Origin of the sequence: Sinisalibacter lacisalsi (assembly GCF_014640115.1) — a bacterium.
Classification (GTDB): domain Bacteria; phylum Pseudomonadota; class Alphaproteobacteria; order Rhodobacterales; family Rhodobacteraceae; genus Sinisalibacter; species Sinisalibacter lacisalsi.
The window spans coordinates 228,983-242,696 of sequence record NZ_BMGI01000006.1 but is presented as its reverse complement, the minus strand read 5'-3'; the positions used below and the strand labels follow the sequence as shown (position 1 = coordinate 242,696).

Genomic DNA, 13,714 nt, shown 5'->3' with positions numbered 1-13,714 from the left:
GGGCGGGCGCGGGCGGGGTCAAGCGCGGGCGGGGCCGATCCGCACGGCTTGTCTTGCCGGTTCCAAGCAGGTATGTGCGGGGCTTGGCAACCGCAACCACTCCGGGGCATTGACCGATGGACATGCGCAGCCGCCTCAGCGAGGCGCTCAAGACCGCGATGAAGGAGAAGGACGCAGCCCGTCTCTCCACGCTCAGGCTCATCAACGCCGCGATCAAGGACCGCGACATTGCGCTCAGGGGCTCCGACGTGGAGGCCAGCGAAGTGTCGGACGACGATATTCTCGGTATTCTCGGCAAGATGGTCAAACAGCGCCAGGAAAGCGCGCGCGCCTACGAAGAAGGCGGGCGGCTGGAACTGGCCGAGAAGGAACTGGCCGAGATCAAGGTGATCGAGGAGTTCCTGCCCAAGCCGCTCAGCGAGCGCGAGGCCGAGGCCGCGATCGAGACCGCGATTGCCGAGGTCGGTGCCACCTCGATTCGCGACATGGGCAAGGTCATGGCCGTGCTCAAGGGCCGGTTCACCGGGCGGATGGACTTCGGCAAGGTGGGCCCGGCGATCAAGGCGCGGCTGGGCTGAGGGCGATCAAGGCGCGGCGACGCGCCTTTTGACTCAGGTGAAACCGCGTCTCCGGTTGGAACCAGCCGGCGGCTATCCGCCCTGCCTCGATTTCGCCAGCACAAGCGCGCGCTCGATCTCGGCGTGCAGCCGCGGGCGTTCATCTTCCGACAGGAAGGCCCCGATCTCGACCTCGCGGCCGCCCCCCTTCAGCGTGACGTAATCCGGCACGGGCCCGCCCGTCTTGTGCAGTTGAACCGTCACCCAGTAGGGATTCGCCTCCCACTCCGCGTGGCGCCCATGCGGGCCGTGCCGGGTGAGGCGGATCATGTCTGGCCAGATGTCGAGCTCTTCCAGTATCTCGCCGTCGCGGTAGCTCTTGCCGATGAACCACCACAGGCCGCCGATGGCGATCAGTCCCGGCACCAGCAGCCACCAGATCGCGAGCGTGCCGACGAAAGCCGAGATCGGGATCAGGAAGAGAACGTAGGCCATGCCGATGATGAAGGCGAAACCGCGCTTGGGCAGCGAGCGGAACGGCCAGGCGTGCAGCACGGCGATCGGCGCGGCGCCCTGGGCCCTGCCTGGCGCATCGAGCGCGGGGGCGGTGGTGAGCGGCCTATCCCATTCAAAGGGCATCTGAGGGGCTCCACAAAAAAGGCCCGGGCGATCGACCCGGGCCTTCTGGTTCCTGTCCGCGGCCCTCAGTGGACGTGCGACTTGTCCCAGTCTTCCTGCTTCGGCAGCTGCTCGAAGGTGTGCTCCGGCGGCGGCGAGGGCAGGGTCCACTCCAGGGTGTCGGCGTATTCGTTCCAGTAGTTGTTCTCGGTCACGCGGCGCCCGGCGAAGAGCGTGTAGAACACGATGCCGATGAACAGCAGGAACGAGGCGAACGACAGCAGCGCGCCGTAGGACGAGATCTTGTTCCAATAGGCGAATGCTTCCGGGTAGTCGATGTAACGACGCGGCATGCCCTGACGCCCGAGGAAGTGCTGCGGGAAGAAGGTCAGGTTGACGCCGATGAAGAACAGCCAGAAGTGAAGCTTGCCGGCCCATTCGGGGTATTGCCGGCCAGACATCTTGCCGATCCAGTAGTAGACGCCGGCGAAGATGGTGAAGGCCGCGCCCATCGACATGGTGTAGTGGAAGTGCGCCACGACGTAGTAGGTATCGTGATACAGCCGGTCCACGCCCGCCTGGCTGAGCACCACGCCGGTGACGCCGCCGATGGTGAACAGGATCAGGAAGCCGAAGCCGAAGAGCATCGGCGTCTTGAACTCGATCGAGCCGCCCCAGAGCGTGGCGATCCACGAGAAGATCTTGATGCCGGTGGGCACCGCGATCACCATCGTCGCCAGCATGAAGTAGCTCTGCTGGGTCAGGCTGAGGCCGACGGTGTACATGTGGTGCGCCCAGACCACGAAGCCGATCACGCCGATCGCGATCAGCGCCCAGACCATCGGCAGGTAGCCGAAGATCGGCTTGCGCGCGAAGGTGGCGAAGACGTGGCTGACCAGGCCGAAGCCGGGCAGGATCACGATGTAGACCTCCGGGTGGCCGAAGAACCACAGGATGTGCTGGTAGAGCACCGGGTCGCCGCCTCCCGAAGGATCGAAGAAGGTGGTGCCGAAGTTGCGGTCCATCAGCAGCATGGTGATGGCGCCGGCGAGCACCGGCAGGGCCAGCAGGATCAGCCATGCGGTGACGAAGATCGACCACGCGAACAGCGGCACCTTGAACAGGGTCATGCCCGGTGCGCGCATGTTGAGGAAGGTGGTGATCATGTTGATCGCGCCGAGGATCGAGCTGGCGCCCGAGACGTGGACCGCGAAGATCGCGAGGTCCATCGAATAGCCCTGCTCGGTGGTGGAGAGCGGTGGGTAGAGCACCCAGCCCACACCGGAGCCGGCTTGGCCGTTCCCGCCCGGGGCGAGCAGCGAGGCGACGCCGAGCGAGGTGCCGGCGACGTAGAGCCAGAACGACAGGTTGTTCATCCGCGGGAACGCCATGTCCGGCGCGCCGATCTGCAACGGCATGAAGTAGTTGCCGAACCCGCCGAACAGCGCCGGGATGACCACGAAGAACATCATCAGCACACCGTGGTAGGTGATCATCACGTTCCACAGGTGCCCGTTCGGGGTGCAGGGATCGGCCATCAGGCCTTCGAGGCACATGTATTGCACGCCCGGGTCCATCAGCTCGAGGCGCATGAACACGGTGAAGCCCACCGAGATCAGGCCGACGAGACCCGAGGTGAACAGGTAGAGGATCCCGATGTCCTTGTGGTTTGTGGACATGAACCAGCGGGTGAAGAACCCGCGGTCGTCGTGATGTTCTTGCCCGTGAATGGCTGCGTCGGCCATGGACGTCTCCCTTTGCTGAAGGCTGTCTGCGGCCAGAGGTCGCAAGCAGAATTTGGAATTTGTTTAAAGGGGGAATCGTGTTGGGGCAAGTTGTCACAGCGACAATCTGCACAAAAAAACCGCCCGCGAAAACGCGGGCGGTTTCGATCTCGGCCTTGGCCGAGGATTATTCCTCGGCGTCGTCCTCGCCGTCCTCGTCGTCTTCGGGGCCGTACTGGGCAAGGAAGGCGGCCACATCGGTCGGATCCTTCAGGCGCTGCGGCGTCATCGCGGTGCGGACCTTGTCGAGCCCGAGCTTCTCTTCGAGAAAATCGGAGGCGTTGGGCGTGTAGGCGGCGATTTCCTCGACCGTCCAGACGAAGCCCTCGGCGCCGAGTTGTTGCATCTCGTCCGAGTAGCGCTTGAACGATTCTTCCGTCCCGGCCGTGCGGCCGACGACGCCCCAGAGGTTGGGCCCGGTCTTGCCGCCCTTCACGATCACTTCGTCATCGGGCGAAACGATCGCGTGGCAGGCCTTGCACTTGTTGAAGTCCTTTTCGCCGGCGGCGACATCGCCCTCGGCGAAGGCCGCGGTGCCGGACAGGGCAAGAAGGGCGGCGGCGGTGGAGAGAATGGTCTTCATGTCGTTCCTCGTGAGTTGACTACGGGTTGGGTCGCAGGTTCGGTGGCGCGCGCCAAAGCAAATCTCCTCCGTCGGCACACGCATGCATGTCGTTGAGAGATACTTGGGCATTTTTGGAATGATTCTCAAGCGGCGTCCTGTCGCATTGGCGTGAGGGATTCGCCTGGTGGTCAAACGGCCCGCGCGCCATGCGGGCCGAAAACCCCTTCGAACCTGCGCTCGAGTGCCAGGTCGAGGTCGGCCATGGTCACCGGCAGGCCTAGGTCGACAAGCGAGGTCACGCCATGCTGGCGGATGCCGCAGGGCACGATGCCGGAAAAATGCTCGAGGTCGGGATCGACGTTGATCGACAGGCCGTGAAAGCTTACCCAGCGCCGGAGCCGCACACCGATGGCGGCGATCTTGTCCTCGGCGGGCGCGCCGTCGGGGCCGGGCGGGCGCTCGGGGCGGCTCACCCAGACGCCGACGCGGCCGGGCCGGATTTCGCCTTTGACGTTGAACTCCTCCAGCGCCGCGATCACCCAGTCTTCAAGGCTTTTCACGAAGGCGCGCACGTCGCGGCCGCGCTGGCCGAGATCGAGCATCACGTAAACCACGCGCTGGCCGGGGCCGTGGTAGGTGTATTGTCCGCCGCGCCGCGTGGCGTGGACCGGGAAGCGGTCGGGCGCGACGAGATCGGCGGGGTTGGCGGACGTTCCGGCGGTATAGAGCGGCGGGTGCTCGACCAGCCAGATCAGCTCGCCCGCCTCGGCGCGCGCGATCGCATCGGCGCGCGCCTCCATGAAGGCCTCGGCCTCGGCGTAATCGGTCAGGCCCGGTGCGATACGCCACTCGGGCCGGGGCAGGGCAGGGGCATCGGTCATGGCGCCAGATTGCACCGCTTCGGGGCGGTGTCAAATCGTTGAGATTCCCTCTTGGCTTCCCGAAGCAGGGGCGCTAAATAGCCCCCCACCAAGCCAAGACAGTGCGGTCGTGGCGGAATTGGTAGACGCGCAGCGTTGAGGTCGCTGTGGGGTAACTCCCGTGGAAGTTCGAGTCTTCTCGACCGCACCATCTTGCTCTTTCCCGTCACCACGGGATCGAGCCGGTTCCGGGTCAGGCGTCGGTGACGCCGGTTTACTCGGAACGTCCCTTCGAGCCGTTGCCCCATCCGCCCTTGCCGTTCGGGTTCTCGCCCGCCCGCCCGACGTTCTTGTCGTTGCCCGGGTTGCCGAGGCCTTCGTCGGACGAGCCCGAGTCGCCGTCGTCGTCCGGTTCATCGCCGTTGTCGTTGCCGCCCTGATCGCCGGTGTCGTCGGCGACCGGCGCAACGCCGGAACTGTAGGATTGCTGGATCTCGGAGATGATGAGCTCGTAGGAGGTGCGCTCGTTGACCCGGTCCGTCAGGTGCATGGTGGCCCGCGCAACGTCGCCGACGATGGTCATGCCCATCCAGACGACGCCGCCGAGAAAGACGACGTAATCGACGGTGACGGCACCGTTTTCGTCCTGAATGAAGACCCTGATCATCCTGTGCTCCCGAGCGAAGTTCATCTACTCGCCCGGAAGTAGAGGCGAAACGCGCCGACGATGTGGCGGATTTCTGTTAAACGCGCGGGAATTTCGCGGCACTATGGCCCGGCGGTGCCGCCGCGGTGGCCCGTGCGGGTCAGACTTCGGCGAGATCGGCCGAGACTTCGGCCACCGAGGGTTTGCCCAGTCGGTCGAGGAGGCCGTGCACGAGGCGGCGGGTGCGCGGGCCGGTCCAGCTTTCGGGAAAGAATGCCTCGGGCAGGTCGGGATGGCGCAGCACGAGGCGGCGCCAGCCGTGAACGATCAGCACGCGGAGGACGGCCCGGTCGAGCGGCGACACCGCGGCGGCGCCAAGCGCCGCGATTGCGGCCTCGAGACTGTCAGCGAAGCGGGCGTAGGCGGTTTCGAGCGCGGGCGGCATGAGCTCCGCGCGCAGCCAGCCGGGCACGGCGGCGGGGTGCCCTTCGAACGCCAGCATCGCGCCGACCTCGGCGGGCGCGGGGCCGGGGCCGAGCCACGTGCCGGGGGCCACCGCGATGTAGCCGCGCGCGGCGAGGGCGCCATCCTGTTCGAGCCGCTGCGCCTGGTCCATCGGGCCGGCGACGAGCAGGTGCCACCGCTCCGGCGTGGCGGGCCGGGTTGCATAGATCCGGCCGGTGGCGGTTTCGGATTCCGCACGGCCCGCCTCGGTGAGCAGGTAATGCGACACGCGGCCCTCGCGGCGTGAGGTGAGCCAGTCATCCTTGCGCAGCCGGTGGAGCGCCACGCGCATCGCTTCGGGCTTCACCCCGATCCGCCCGGTGATCGCAGAGAGCACCGGGCCGGGGATCTCGGCCCCCGGCGCGCGGGCCAGGTCGCCGAAGATCGTCACGATCAGCGACCATGTGCGCAGTTCGGCATCCTGCGCGAGCGCCGATATCGCGGCGTCCGTGCTCATCAATAGGCGTTCATGGTGAGAAGCTCGTATTCGGCCACCACCTCGTCATCCTGATTGTAGAGGGTGACGTGCCAGCGCACCTCGCCATATTCGGCGGTGCGGCGGGTTTTCTGCTTCACCGTAAGACGCACGCGCAGCGAGTCACCCGGCACCACCGGCTTCATGAAGCGCAAGTTGTCGAGCCCGGTATTGGCGAGCACCGGCCCCGGATCGGGCTGGACGAAAAGCCCGGCGGCGAAGGCGAGCAGCAGGTAGCCATGCGCCACCCGGCCCGGGAAGAACGGGTTGGCCGCCGCTGCCTCCTCGTTCATGTGGGCATAGAAGGTGTCGCCGGTGAAATCGGCGAAATGCTCGATGTCGTCGAGGCTGATCTCGCGCGCGGCGGTGTGGATCGTTTCACCGATGTCGAGATCGTGGAAGCTCCGCGTGAACGGGTGCGCCGGGCCTTCGATCTCGGCAGCCCCCGGCACCCAGCGCCGGCCTATGGCGGTGATGAGGTCGGGCGAGCCCTGAACGGCGGTGCGCTGCATGTAGTGCAGCACGCCGCGCACGCCGCCCATCTCTTCGCCGCCACCCGCGCGGCCCGGCCCGCCGTGGATCATGTGCGGCATCGGCGCGCCATGGCCGGTGGCCTCGGCGGCGCTGGTGGGGTTGTTGAAATAGAGCCGCCCGTGGCTTGGCCCGGCATCCATCACCACCTCGCGCGCCACGTCGCCCGATTCGGTGATGACGGAAGCCACCAGCGAGCCCTCGCCCCGGTTGGCAAGGGCGATGGCGTGAGCAAGGTCGCGGTAGGGCATCACCGTCGACACCGGGCCGAAGGCCTCGGTTTCGTGCACCTTGGTGGCGGCGTCGGGATCGGCACAGTGGAACAGCATCGGCGGCAGGAAGGCGCCGCGGTCGACGTTGCCGTGAACGGCGAAATCATCGGGATCGCCGAACACCCGTTCCGCCTCCTCGCCGATGATCGCGGCCTTGGTCAGCACGTCGGCCTTCTGGTCGGCGGAGACCAGCGCGCCCATGCGGGTGTCTTTCTCGCGCGGGTTGCCGATCACGGTCTTGGCGAGCCGGGCCGAAAGCGCCTCGATCACCGCCTGTTGCTGTTCCTCGGGCACGATGATGCGGCGAATGGCCGTGCATTTCTGCCCCGCCTTCACCGTCATCTCCCGGTGCACTTCCTTGATGAAGATGTCGAAGGCGGGCGAGCCGGGCGCCACGTCCGGCCCGAGGATCGAGGCGTTGAGGCTGTCCTGCTCGGCCACGAAGCGCACCGCGTTGGCAAGGATGCCCGGGGTGGAACGCAGCATGGTGCCGGTGGCGGCCGAACCGGTGAAGCTCACCACGTCCTGCCCACCCAGCCGGTCGAGCAGATCGCCGGTGTCGCCAGCGATGAACTGGAGCGCGCCCTCGGGCAGCAGCCCGCTTTCCAGCATCATCCGCACCGCAAGTTCGGTGACGTAAGCGGTGGCCGTCGCCGGCTTTACGATGGCGGGCACGCCCGCGAGCAGCGTCGGGGCGAGCTTTTCCAGCATCCCCCAGACCGGGAAGTTGAAAGCGTTGATATGCACTGCGACGCCGTGCAACGGCACTGCCACATGCTGGCCCATGAAGCTGCCGGTCTTGCCGAAGCGTTCGAGATCGCCATCGAGGTAGACGTTGCCGTCGGGCATCTCGCGCCGGCCCTTCGAGGAGAACACGAAGAGCGTGCCGATGCCGCCGTCGATATCGAACTTGTGGTCGCCCAGCGTGGCACCCGTATCGTAGGAGATCTCGTAGAGTGCCTCGCGCCGCTCGTTGAGGTAGAGCGCAAGTTGCTTGAGCATCGTCGCACGCTCGTGAAAGCCCATCGCGCGCAAGGCGGGGCCGCCCTTCGATTTGGCGAAATCCAACATTCGGGCGAAGTCGAGCGCGCCGCCGCCGGACTCGGCGATCACTTTTCCGCTCACCGCGCTATGGATGGGGCGGGCGGCGCTGCCCGGGGCGATCCAGTCACCGGCGGCGTAGCTGTGCACTTTGAGAGAGGTCATGTCTTATCCTTCGGGGGAGGTCAGGCCGAGATCCGCCAGCGCGGTGGCGGCGCGGCGCTCCCAGCAGCCGCGCAGTTCGGCGTTGGTCTGGTGGCGCAGGCCGAAGGCGGCCAGCGTGGCGGCGCGCGTCGAGACTTCGTGGCCGAAACTCACGGCGACGCGCGGCCACCAGTAATCGACGCTGGCCTGAAGCGCGGCCTTTTCGGTGCCGGTCTCGATCAGCCGTTCCATCCCCTTGCGGGCGGAGGCGGTGTGGGCGGCCTCGACCGGGGCGATCTCGCGGAACACCTCGGCAAGGGGTCCGTAGGAGACGCGGGCGAACTCGCCGAGCTGTTCGTCGGCGGCCAGCCCCATGAGCAGGTGCATCGCCACCGAATCCGCCCAGCCCGAAAGCGGGTAATTGAACACCGAGAGCCGCATGTCGCCCTCGCGCCGGGTGGTGCCGATATCGGCCTCGCGCGGCAGCCGCGCGGCCCAGGGGTGGGCGCCGACGTAGCGCGCGGTATTGGCGCCGAAATCGCCCATAACCCGCAGCACCCGGCCCGCGTGGGCGGTTTTCTCCATCACGATCCGGGCCGCGGCGATCCGTTCGGGAATGCCGGGGCCGGCGTTTATCATCTCGGCAAAGCCCGCCGCCGCCGCCAGCTCGCTGTCGACGAAGGTGGCCATCAGCCTGAGCAGCTCGGCGCGGTAACGCGGCGGGGCGTTCTCGGGCGAGGTCAGCACGCCGCCCTGTGCGAGATATTCCTCGATCTTCATGTCGGCCTCCTCACTGGTCGTAGTCCACCGCCACCCGGTCGGTGAGCGGGTAGCATTGGCAGGTGAGCACGTAGCCGCGTTCGACCTCGTAATCTTCCAGCGCGTGGTTGGCGCGCATCTCGACCTCGCCCTCGGTCACCTTGGCCCGGCAGGTCGAGCACACGCCCGCGGTGCAGGCATAGGGTGCGTCGAGGTCGTGCGCGAGCGCAGCCTGGAGGATCGAGGTGTCGCGGTCCATGGTGATCGTGCGGCAGGAGCCGTCGAGGGTTATCACCGCTTCGGTGCCGGGGCCGGTGCTGGCGCCCTTGGCCGTGGTTTTCTGCTTCAGCCGTCCCGGCTGGGCCGAGGCGAACAGCTCGAACTTGATCTGGGCGTCGGTCAGCCCGTGGTCGCGCAGGCTCTTCGCGATCCCCAGCATCATCGGTTCGGGGCCGCAGATGAAAGCGGTGTCGACGCTGCCCACGTCGATCCAGTGCTCGAACAGCCGGGCGCATTTTTCCTCGTCGACCCGGCCAGTGAACAGCTCGATCTCCTGCGCGTCGCTTTCGAGCACGTGGATCACCGTGAAGCGGCCCATGTAGCGGTTCTTGAGGTCTTCCAGCTCCTCGCGGAACATGATCGTGTTGACCGCGCGGTTGGCATAGACCAGCGTGAACTCGCTGTGCGGCTCGGCCTCCAGAACCGATTTCAGGATCGAGAGCACGGGCGTGATCCCCGAGCCACCGGCAAAGCCGAGGTAGGCCTTGCGGGCCGCCGGATCGAGCGGGGTGTGGAAGCTGCCCATCGGGGGCATCGCCTCGATCACCTCGCCGGGCTTGAGGTTGTCGTTGGCCCAGTTGGAAAACGCCCCGCCCTCGACGCGCTTGATCCCGACCTGAAGTTTGCCCTCGGCCTTGCCGGCGCAGATCGAATAGCTGCGGCGCAGTTCTTCGCCGTCGAAATCGCGGCGGAAGGTGAGATACTGGCCGGGGATGAAGTCGAAGGCCGCCGTCTCGCCCGTCTCGGGGGCGAGGGTGACCACCACGGCGTCGCGGATGGTGTTTTGCACATCCGTCACGGTCAGCTTGTGAAATCGTGCCATGTGTCCCTCAGATACATTTGAAATAGTCGAATGGCTCGAGACAGTCCTTGCAGCGCCACTGCGCCTTGCAGGGGGTCGAGCCGAACTGGCTGATGCGCTCCACGTTCGTGCCGCCGCAGTGCGGGCACTTGTCCGGGCCGCCGGCGGGCTGGGGCGGCGCGATACCGTAGGCTTCGAGCTTGGCGCGGCCCTCCTCGGAGAGCCAGTCGGTTGTCCAGGGCGGCGAGATCTGGCGCTTGAGCGCGATCTTCTCCACCCCGTGCTCGCGCAGCGCCCGCTCGATCTCGAAATTGATCAGCGAGGTGGCGGGGCAGCCGGAATAGGTGGGCGTGACGGTCACGGCGAGGGTGTCGCCGTCCCAATCCACGGCCCGGATGATGCCGAGATCGACCAGCGAGATCGCCGGGATCTCGGGGTCGGGCACCTCGGCCAGCCAGGCCCAGACCTCGTCGATGGTCGCGCGCGTCATGCCACATCCCTCGCGGCGCCGGAAATCGTACGATTTCCGCCCCGATTTCCGTACGGAAATCGCCGGCCCATCACCATCTCGCGTCCGGATAGGCGCGCTGGAGCCATTGCATCTCGGTCAGCATGTGGCCGAGGTGCTCGGAGTGGCGCGTGCCGTCACGCCCGCCGGTATGCGTCCAGCGGCTGTCGGGGATGGTGAGCGTGGCCTCGGCCATAATATCCGCGATCAGCGCGTCATAGGCCCCGCGCAGATCGGCGGGCAGCGGGGCGATACCGCGTTCGGCGATCTCGGCGTCGATCTCGTCGGCACCGAAGAGCTCGCCGACGTAAGGATAGAGCTTGTCGAGCGCCGCCTGCATCCGGGAATGGCTCTCGGCGGTTCCGTCGCCAAGGCCGACCACGGTGTCGCGCGAGCGGTCGAGGTGATAGGCCACCTCTTTCGATGCCTTCTCGGCGATCGCCTTCACCCGCACGTCCGACGAGTCCTTGAGACGGTCGAGCATGAGCGATTGCCATGCGTCGAACAGAAACTGGCGCATCATCGTCTGGCCGAAATCGCCGTTGGGCTGTTCCACCAGCAGAACCGAGCGGAAATCCCAGGCATCTCGGCGGAAGGCGAGCGTATCGGCGTCCCGCCCCTTGCCCTCCACCTCGCCTGCCAGCCCGAGCCAGAACTGGGTCTGGCCGATCAGGTCGAGCGCGGTGTTGGCGAGCGCGATATCCTCCTCCAGCACCGGGGCATGTCCGCACCATTCCGATACGCGGTGGCCGAGAACGAGGGTGTTATCCCCCATCCGCAAGCAGAATTCGAACAATGCGGTGTCCATCACATCGCTCCCACGTCGTCGGGAATGTCGAAGAACGTCGGGTGACGGTAGACCTTCGACTCGCTGGGCTCGTAGAGCGGGCCTTTTTCGGAAGGCGAGGAGGCGGCGATATGCTTCGCCTCGACAACCCAGATCGACACGCCCTCGTTGCGTCGCGTGTAGACGTCACGCGCGTTCTTGATCGCCATCTCGGCGTCGGGTGCGTGCAGGCTTCCGACATGGCGGTGGCTCATCCCGTGCTGGCCGCGGATGAAAACTTCCCAAAGGGGCCATTCTTTCGACATTGCGTTCTCCCTTATTCGGCGGCAGTGCGCCGGGCGGCGCGTTTCTCGGCGTGGGCCATGAGCCCGTCACGCACCCATGCGCCGTCGTCCCAGGCCTTGCGCCGGGCTTCCAGCCGCTCGGTGTTGCAGGGTCCGTTGCCCTTGAGCACCTCGTAGAACTCGCTCCAGTCCGGCTCAGAGAAGTCGTAGTGCCCGGTTTCCTCGTTCCACTTCAGGTCGGGATCGGGGATGGTGAGGCCGAGGTATTCGGCCTGCGGCACGGTCTGGTCGACGAATTTCTGGCGCAGCTCGTCGTTGGTGTTGATCTTGATCTTCCACGCCATCGACTGCGCCGAGTGCACGCTGTCCTTGTCGGACGGGCCGAACATCATCAGCGCGGGATACCAGAAGCGGTTCATCGCATCCTGCGCCATGCGCTTCTGCTCCGGCGTGCCTTTCGCCATCTTCATCATGATGTCGTAGCCTTGGCGCTGGTGGAAGCTCTCTTCCTTGCAGATCCGGATCATCGCGCGGGAGTAGGGGCCGTAGGAGGTGCGCTGCAGCGGCACCTGGTTCATGATCGCGGCGCCGTCCACCAGCCAGCCCACCGCGCCGATGTCGGCCCAGTTGAGGGTGGGGTAGTTGAAGATCGAACTGTATTTCATCGACCCGTCGAGAAGCTTTTCGGTCAGCTCGTCGCGGCTGATACCGAGCGTCTCGGCGGCGCAGTAGAGGTAGAGCCCGTGGCCCGCCTCGTCCTGCACCTTGGCGAGCAGGATCGCCTTGCGCTCCAGCGTCGGCGCGCGGGTGATCCAGTTGCCCTCGGGAAGCTGGCCGACCACCTCGGAATGCGCGTGCTGGGCGATCTGGCGAATGAGCGTCTTGCGGTAGCCCTCGGGCATCCAGTCCTTCGGCTCGATCTTCTCGTCGGCATCGACGCGATCCTGGAAATGCCGTTCTTCCTCGGTCATTTCCTCGCGCGATTTCACGCCCTTGCCGGTCGATTTCACCATTTGTGCATACATGGTCAGACCCTTTCGAGGATGATGGCGACGCCTTGCCCCACGCCCACGCACATCGTGCACAGGGCATAGCGCCCGCCGGTTCGTTGCAGTTCATAAGCCGCCGTGAGCACCAGCCGCGCGCCCGACATGCCGAGCGGGTGGCCCATGGCGATGGCGCCGCCGTTGGGGTTCACGTGCGCCGCGTCGTCGGGCAGGCCGAGTTCGCGCAGGGTGGCGAGGCCCTGGCTCGCGAAGGCCTCGTTGAGTTCGATCACGTCGATCTGGTCGATGCTGAGCCCGGCCTTCGCCAGCGCCTTGCGCGAGGCGGGCACCGGCCCGATCCCCATGATCCGGGGCGGCACCCCGGCCGCCTGCATCGTCACGATCCGGGCCATCGGCTTGAGGCCGTGCGCCTGCAGACCGGCTTCGGATGCGATCAGCAGCGCCGCGGCGCCATCGTTCACGCCCGAGGCATTGCCCGCGGTCACGGTCTTGCCGGGGCCGTTGACGCCGCGCAGTTTCGCCAGCATCTCGACGGTGGTGCCGGGGCGGGGGTGTTCGTCGGTATCGACGACGACCGGCTCGCCCTTGCGCTGCGGCACGCTCACCGGGCAGATCTCCTCGGCGAAGCGCCCGGCGGCATGGGCGGCGGCCCAGCGGGCCTGGCTGCGAGCGGCGAAGGCGTCCTGGTCTTCGCGGCTGACGTTGTAATCCTCGGCCACGTTATCGGCGGTTTCCGGCATCGAGTCCGTGCCGTACTGCGCCTGCATCTTCGGGTTGATGAAGCGCCAGCCGATCGAGGTGTCGTAAACGGCGTTGGACCGGGAATAGGCGGTTTCGGCCTTCGGCATCACGAAGGGGGCGCGGCTCATGCTCTCCACCCCGCCGGCGATGACCAGATCGTAATCGCCAGCCTTGATCCCGCGCGCGGCGGTGCCCACGGCGTCCATCCCCGAGGCGCAGAGCCGGTTCATCGTGGTGCCCGGCACGTCGACGGGCAACCCGGCGAGCAGGGCCGCCATGCGGGCCACGTCGCGATTGTCTTCGCCGGCCTGGTTGGCGTCGCCGAAGATCACGTCATCGACCTTCGACCAGTCCACGCCTGGATTGCGCGCGACGAGGGCGGCGATCGGGATCGCCGCGAGATCGTCGGTGCGCACCGAGGCGAGCGCGCCGCCGTGACGACCAATGGGTGTGCGCTGCGCGTCGCAGATAAACGCGTCTGCCATGTTTGGCTTGTCCTCCCTGATCCTGCCGGCAGTAAAGCCGACCGCATGGTCAGGGATACATCCGC

At 66.5% G+C, this 13,714-nt stretch carries 15 protein-coding genes and 1 tRNA gene; 2 read left to right on the top strand and 14 right to left on the bottom strand.

Annotated elements, in window-relative coordinates; genetic code table 11:
* Window positions 1-116 precede the first annotated feature (116 nt).
* On the top strand, window positions 117-578 hold the full coding sequence (locus tag IEW01_RS17005; RefSeq protein ID WP_188530064.1) for a GatB/YqeY domain-containing protein: 462 nt from the start codon (window positions 117-119) through the stop codon (window positions 576-578).
* Between the two features lie 72 nt (window positions 579-650).
* Here IEW01_RS17005 and IEW01_RS17000 read toward each other — a convergent pair whose 3' ends face one another.
* From IEW01_RS17000 to lipB, 4 genes are all read right to left on the bottom strand, one after another.
* Window positions 651-1,196 (bottom strand): DUF2244 domain-containing protein, encoded by a 546-nt coding sequence (locus tag IEW01_RS17000; RefSeq protein ID WP_188530062.1) that lies wholly within the window; start codon window positions 1,194-1,196, stop codon window positions 651-653.
* Window positions 1,197-1,261: 65 nt separating this feature from the next.
* Window positions 1,262-2,920 carry a cytochrome c oxidase subunit I gene (locus IEW01_RS16995; RefSeq protein ID WP_188530060.1) on the bottom strand — a complete coding sequence of 553 codons (1,659 nt, stop codon included), beginning with the start codon at window positions 2,918-2,920 and terminating at the stop codon, window positions 1,262-1,264.
* A 166-nt stretch (window positions 2,921-3,086) separates the two neighbouring features.
* The gene (locus IEW01_RS16990; protein WP_188530058.1) at window positions 3,087-3,542 is read right to left on the bottom strand and encodes a c-type cytochrome; all 456 of its coding nucleotides are present in this window, start codon (window positions 3,540-3,542) and stop codon (window positions 3,087-3,089) included.
* Window positions 3,543-3,712: 170 nt separating this feature from the next.
* Complete coding sequence (gene lipB / locus IEW01_RS16985; RefSeq protein WP_188530056.1) at window positions 3,713-4,405, bottom strand: lipoyl(octanoyl) transferase LipB; 693 nt, start codon at window positions 4,403-4,405, stop codon at window positions 3,713-3,715.
* A 103-nt stretch (window positions 4,406-4,508) separates the two neighbouring features.
* Here lipB and IEW01_RS16980 point away from each other — a divergent pair.
* Window positions 4,509-4,595 (top strand) — tRNA-Leu (locus IEW01_RS16980).
* Between the two features lie 63 nt (window positions 4,596-4,658).
* On the opposite strand, the gene IEW01_RS16975 is transcribed toward IEW01_RS16980, so the two are convergent.
* The 10 genes from IEW01_RS16975 to pcaF form a co-directional block, all read right to left on the bottom strand.
* On the bottom strand, window positions 4,659-5,051 hold the full coding sequence (locus IEW01_RS16975) for a hypothetical protein (protein WP_188530054.1): 393 nt from the start codon (window positions 5,049-5,051) through the stop codon (window positions 4,659-4,661).
* Window positions 5,052-5,190: 139 nt separating this feature from the next.
* Window positions 5,191-5,991 carry a PaaX family transcriptional regulator gene (locus tag IEW01_RS16970; RefSeq protein WP_188530053.1) on the bottom strand — a complete coding sequence of 267 codons (801 nt, stop codon included), beginning with the start codon at window positions 5,989-5,991 and terminating at the stop codon, window positions 5,191-5,193.
* Window positions 5,991-8,018: a phenylacetic acid degradation bifunctional protein PaaZ gene (gene paaZ, locus IEW01_RS16965; protein WP_188530050.1), complete on the bottom strand. Its 2,028-nt coding sequence runs from the start codon at window positions 8,016-8,018 to the stop codon at window positions 5,991-5,993. Before paaZ ends, IEW01_RS16970 begins: the two co-directional genes overlap by 1 nt.
* Window positions 8,019-8,021: 3 nt before the next feature.
* The gene (locus IEW01_RS16960; RefSeq protein ID WP_188530048.1) at window positions 8,022-8,777 is read right to left on the bottom strand and encodes a Phenylacetic acid catabolic protein; all 756 of its coding nucleotides are present in this window, start codon (window positions 8,775-8,777) and stop codon (window positions 8,022-8,024) included.
* Between the two features lie 10 nt (window positions 8,778-8,787).
* On the bottom strand, window positions 8,788-9,858 hold the full coding sequence (locus IEW01_RS16955; RefSeq protein ID WP_188530046.1) for a 2Fe-2S iron-sulfur cluster-binding protein: 1,071 nt from the start codon (window positions 9,856-9,858) through the stop codon (window positions 8,788-8,790).
* Between the two features lie 7 nt (window positions 9,859-9,865).
* A complete protein-coding gene (paaD, locus tag IEW01_RS16950; RefSeq protein WP_188530044.1) occupies window positions 9,866-10,327 on the bottom strand; it encodes a 1,2-phenylacetyl-CoA epoxidase subunit PaaD in 462 nt (153 codons plus the stop codon).
* Window positions 10,328-10,397: 70 nt separating this feature from the next.
* On the bottom strand, window positions 10,398-11,153 hold the full coding sequence (gene paaC, locus IEW01_RS16945; RefSeq protein ID WP_188530042.1) for a 1,2-phenylacetyl-CoA epoxidase subunit PaaC: 756 nt from the start codon (window positions 11,151-11,153) through the stop codon (window positions 10,398-10,400).
* The gene (gene paaB / locus IEW01_RS16940; protein WP_188530040.1) at window positions 11,153-11,437 is read right to left on the bottom strand and encodes a 1,2-phenylacetyl-CoA epoxidase subunit PaaB; all 285 of its coding nucleotides are present in this window, start codon (window positions 11,435-11,437) and stop codon (window positions 11,153-11,155) included. The genes paaC and paaB overlap by 1 nt, the downstream gene beginning before the upstream one ends.
* 11 nt (window positions 11,438-11,448) lie before the next feature.
* Window positions 11,449-12,441: a 1,2-phenylacetyl-CoA epoxidase subunit PaaA gene (paaA, locus tag IEW01_RS16935; RefSeq protein WP_188530038.1), complete on the bottom strand. Its 993-nt coding sequence runs from the start codon at window positions 12,439-12,441 to the stop codon at window positions 11,449-11,451.
* Between the two features lie 2 nt (window positions 12,442-12,443).
* Complete coding sequence (gene pcaF, locus IEW01_RS16930; RefSeq protein WP_188530036.1) at window positions 12,444-13,649, bottom strand: 3-oxoadipyl-CoA thiolase; 1,206 nt, start codon at window positions 13,647-13,649, stop codon at window positions 12,444-12,446.
* Window positions 13,650-13,714 lie beyond the last annotated feature (65 nt).

What these genes read in the sequence shown, in the direction of transcription:
- IEW01_RS17005 (WP_188530064.1), top strand. Translation starts at nt 117, where the DNA reads ATGGACATGCGCAGCCGCCTCAGCGAGGCGCTCAAGACCGCGATGAAG.
- IEW01_RS17000 (WP_188530062.1), bottom strand. Translation starts at nt 1,196, where the DNA reads ATGCCCTTTGAATGGGATAGGCCGCTCACCACCGCCCCCGCGCTCGAT.
- IEW01_RS16995 (WP_188530060.1), bottom strand. Translation starts at nt 2,920, where the DNA reads ATGGCCGACGCAGCCATTCACGGGCAAGAACATCACGACGACCGCGGG.
- IEW01_RS16990 (WP_188530058.1), bottom strand. Translation starts at nt 3,542, where the DNA reads ATGAAGACCATTCTCTCCACCGCCGCCGCCCTTCTTGCCCTGTCCGGC.
- lipB (WP_188530056.1), bottom strand. Translation starts at nt 4,405, where the DNA reads ATGACCGATGCCCCTGCCCTGCCCCGGCCCGAGTGGCGTATCGCACCG.
- IEW01_RS16975 (WP_188530054.1), bottom strand. Translation starts at nt 5,051, where the DNA reads ATGATCAGGGTCTTCATTCAGGACGAAAACGGTGCCGTCACCGTCGAT.
- IEW01_RS16970 (WP_188530053.1), bottom strand. Translation starts at nt 5,991, where the DNA reads ATGAGCACGGACGCCGCGATATCGGCGCTCGCGCAGGATGCCGAACTG.
- paaZ (WP_188530050.1), bottom strand. Translation starts at nt 8,018, where the DNA reads ATGACCTCTCTCAAAGTGCACAGCTACGCCGCCGGTGACTGGATCGCC.
- IEW01_RS16960 (WP_188530048.1), bottom strand. Translation starts at nt 8,777, where the DNA reads ATGAAGATCGAGGAATATCTCGCACAGGGCGGCGTGCTGACCTCGCCC.
- IEW01_RS16955 (WP_188530046.1), bottom strand. Translation starts at nt 9,858, where the DNA reads ATGGCACGATTTCACAAGCTGACCGTGACGGATGTGCAAAACACCATC.
- paaD (WP_188530044.1), bottom strand. Translation starts at nt 10,327, where the DNA reads ATGACGCGCGCGACCATCGACGAGGTCTGGGCCTGGCTGGCCGAGGTG.
- paaC (WP_188530042.1), bottom strand. Translation starts at nt 11,153, where the DNA reads ATGGACACCGCATTGTTCGAATTCTGCTTGCGGATGGGGGATAACACC.
- paaB (WP_188530040.1), bottom strand. Translation starts at nt 11,437, where the DNA reads ATGTCGAAAGAATGGCCCCTTTGGGAAGTTTTCATCCGCGGCCAGCAC.
- paaA (WP_188530038.1), bottom strand. Translation starts at nt 12,441, where the DNA reads ATGTATGCACAAATGGTGAAATCGACCGGCAAGGGCGTGAAATCGCGC.
- pcaF (WP_188530036.1), bottom strand. Translation starts at nt 13,649, where the DNA reads ATGGCAGACGCGTTTATCTGCGACGCGCAGCGCACACCCATTGGTCGT.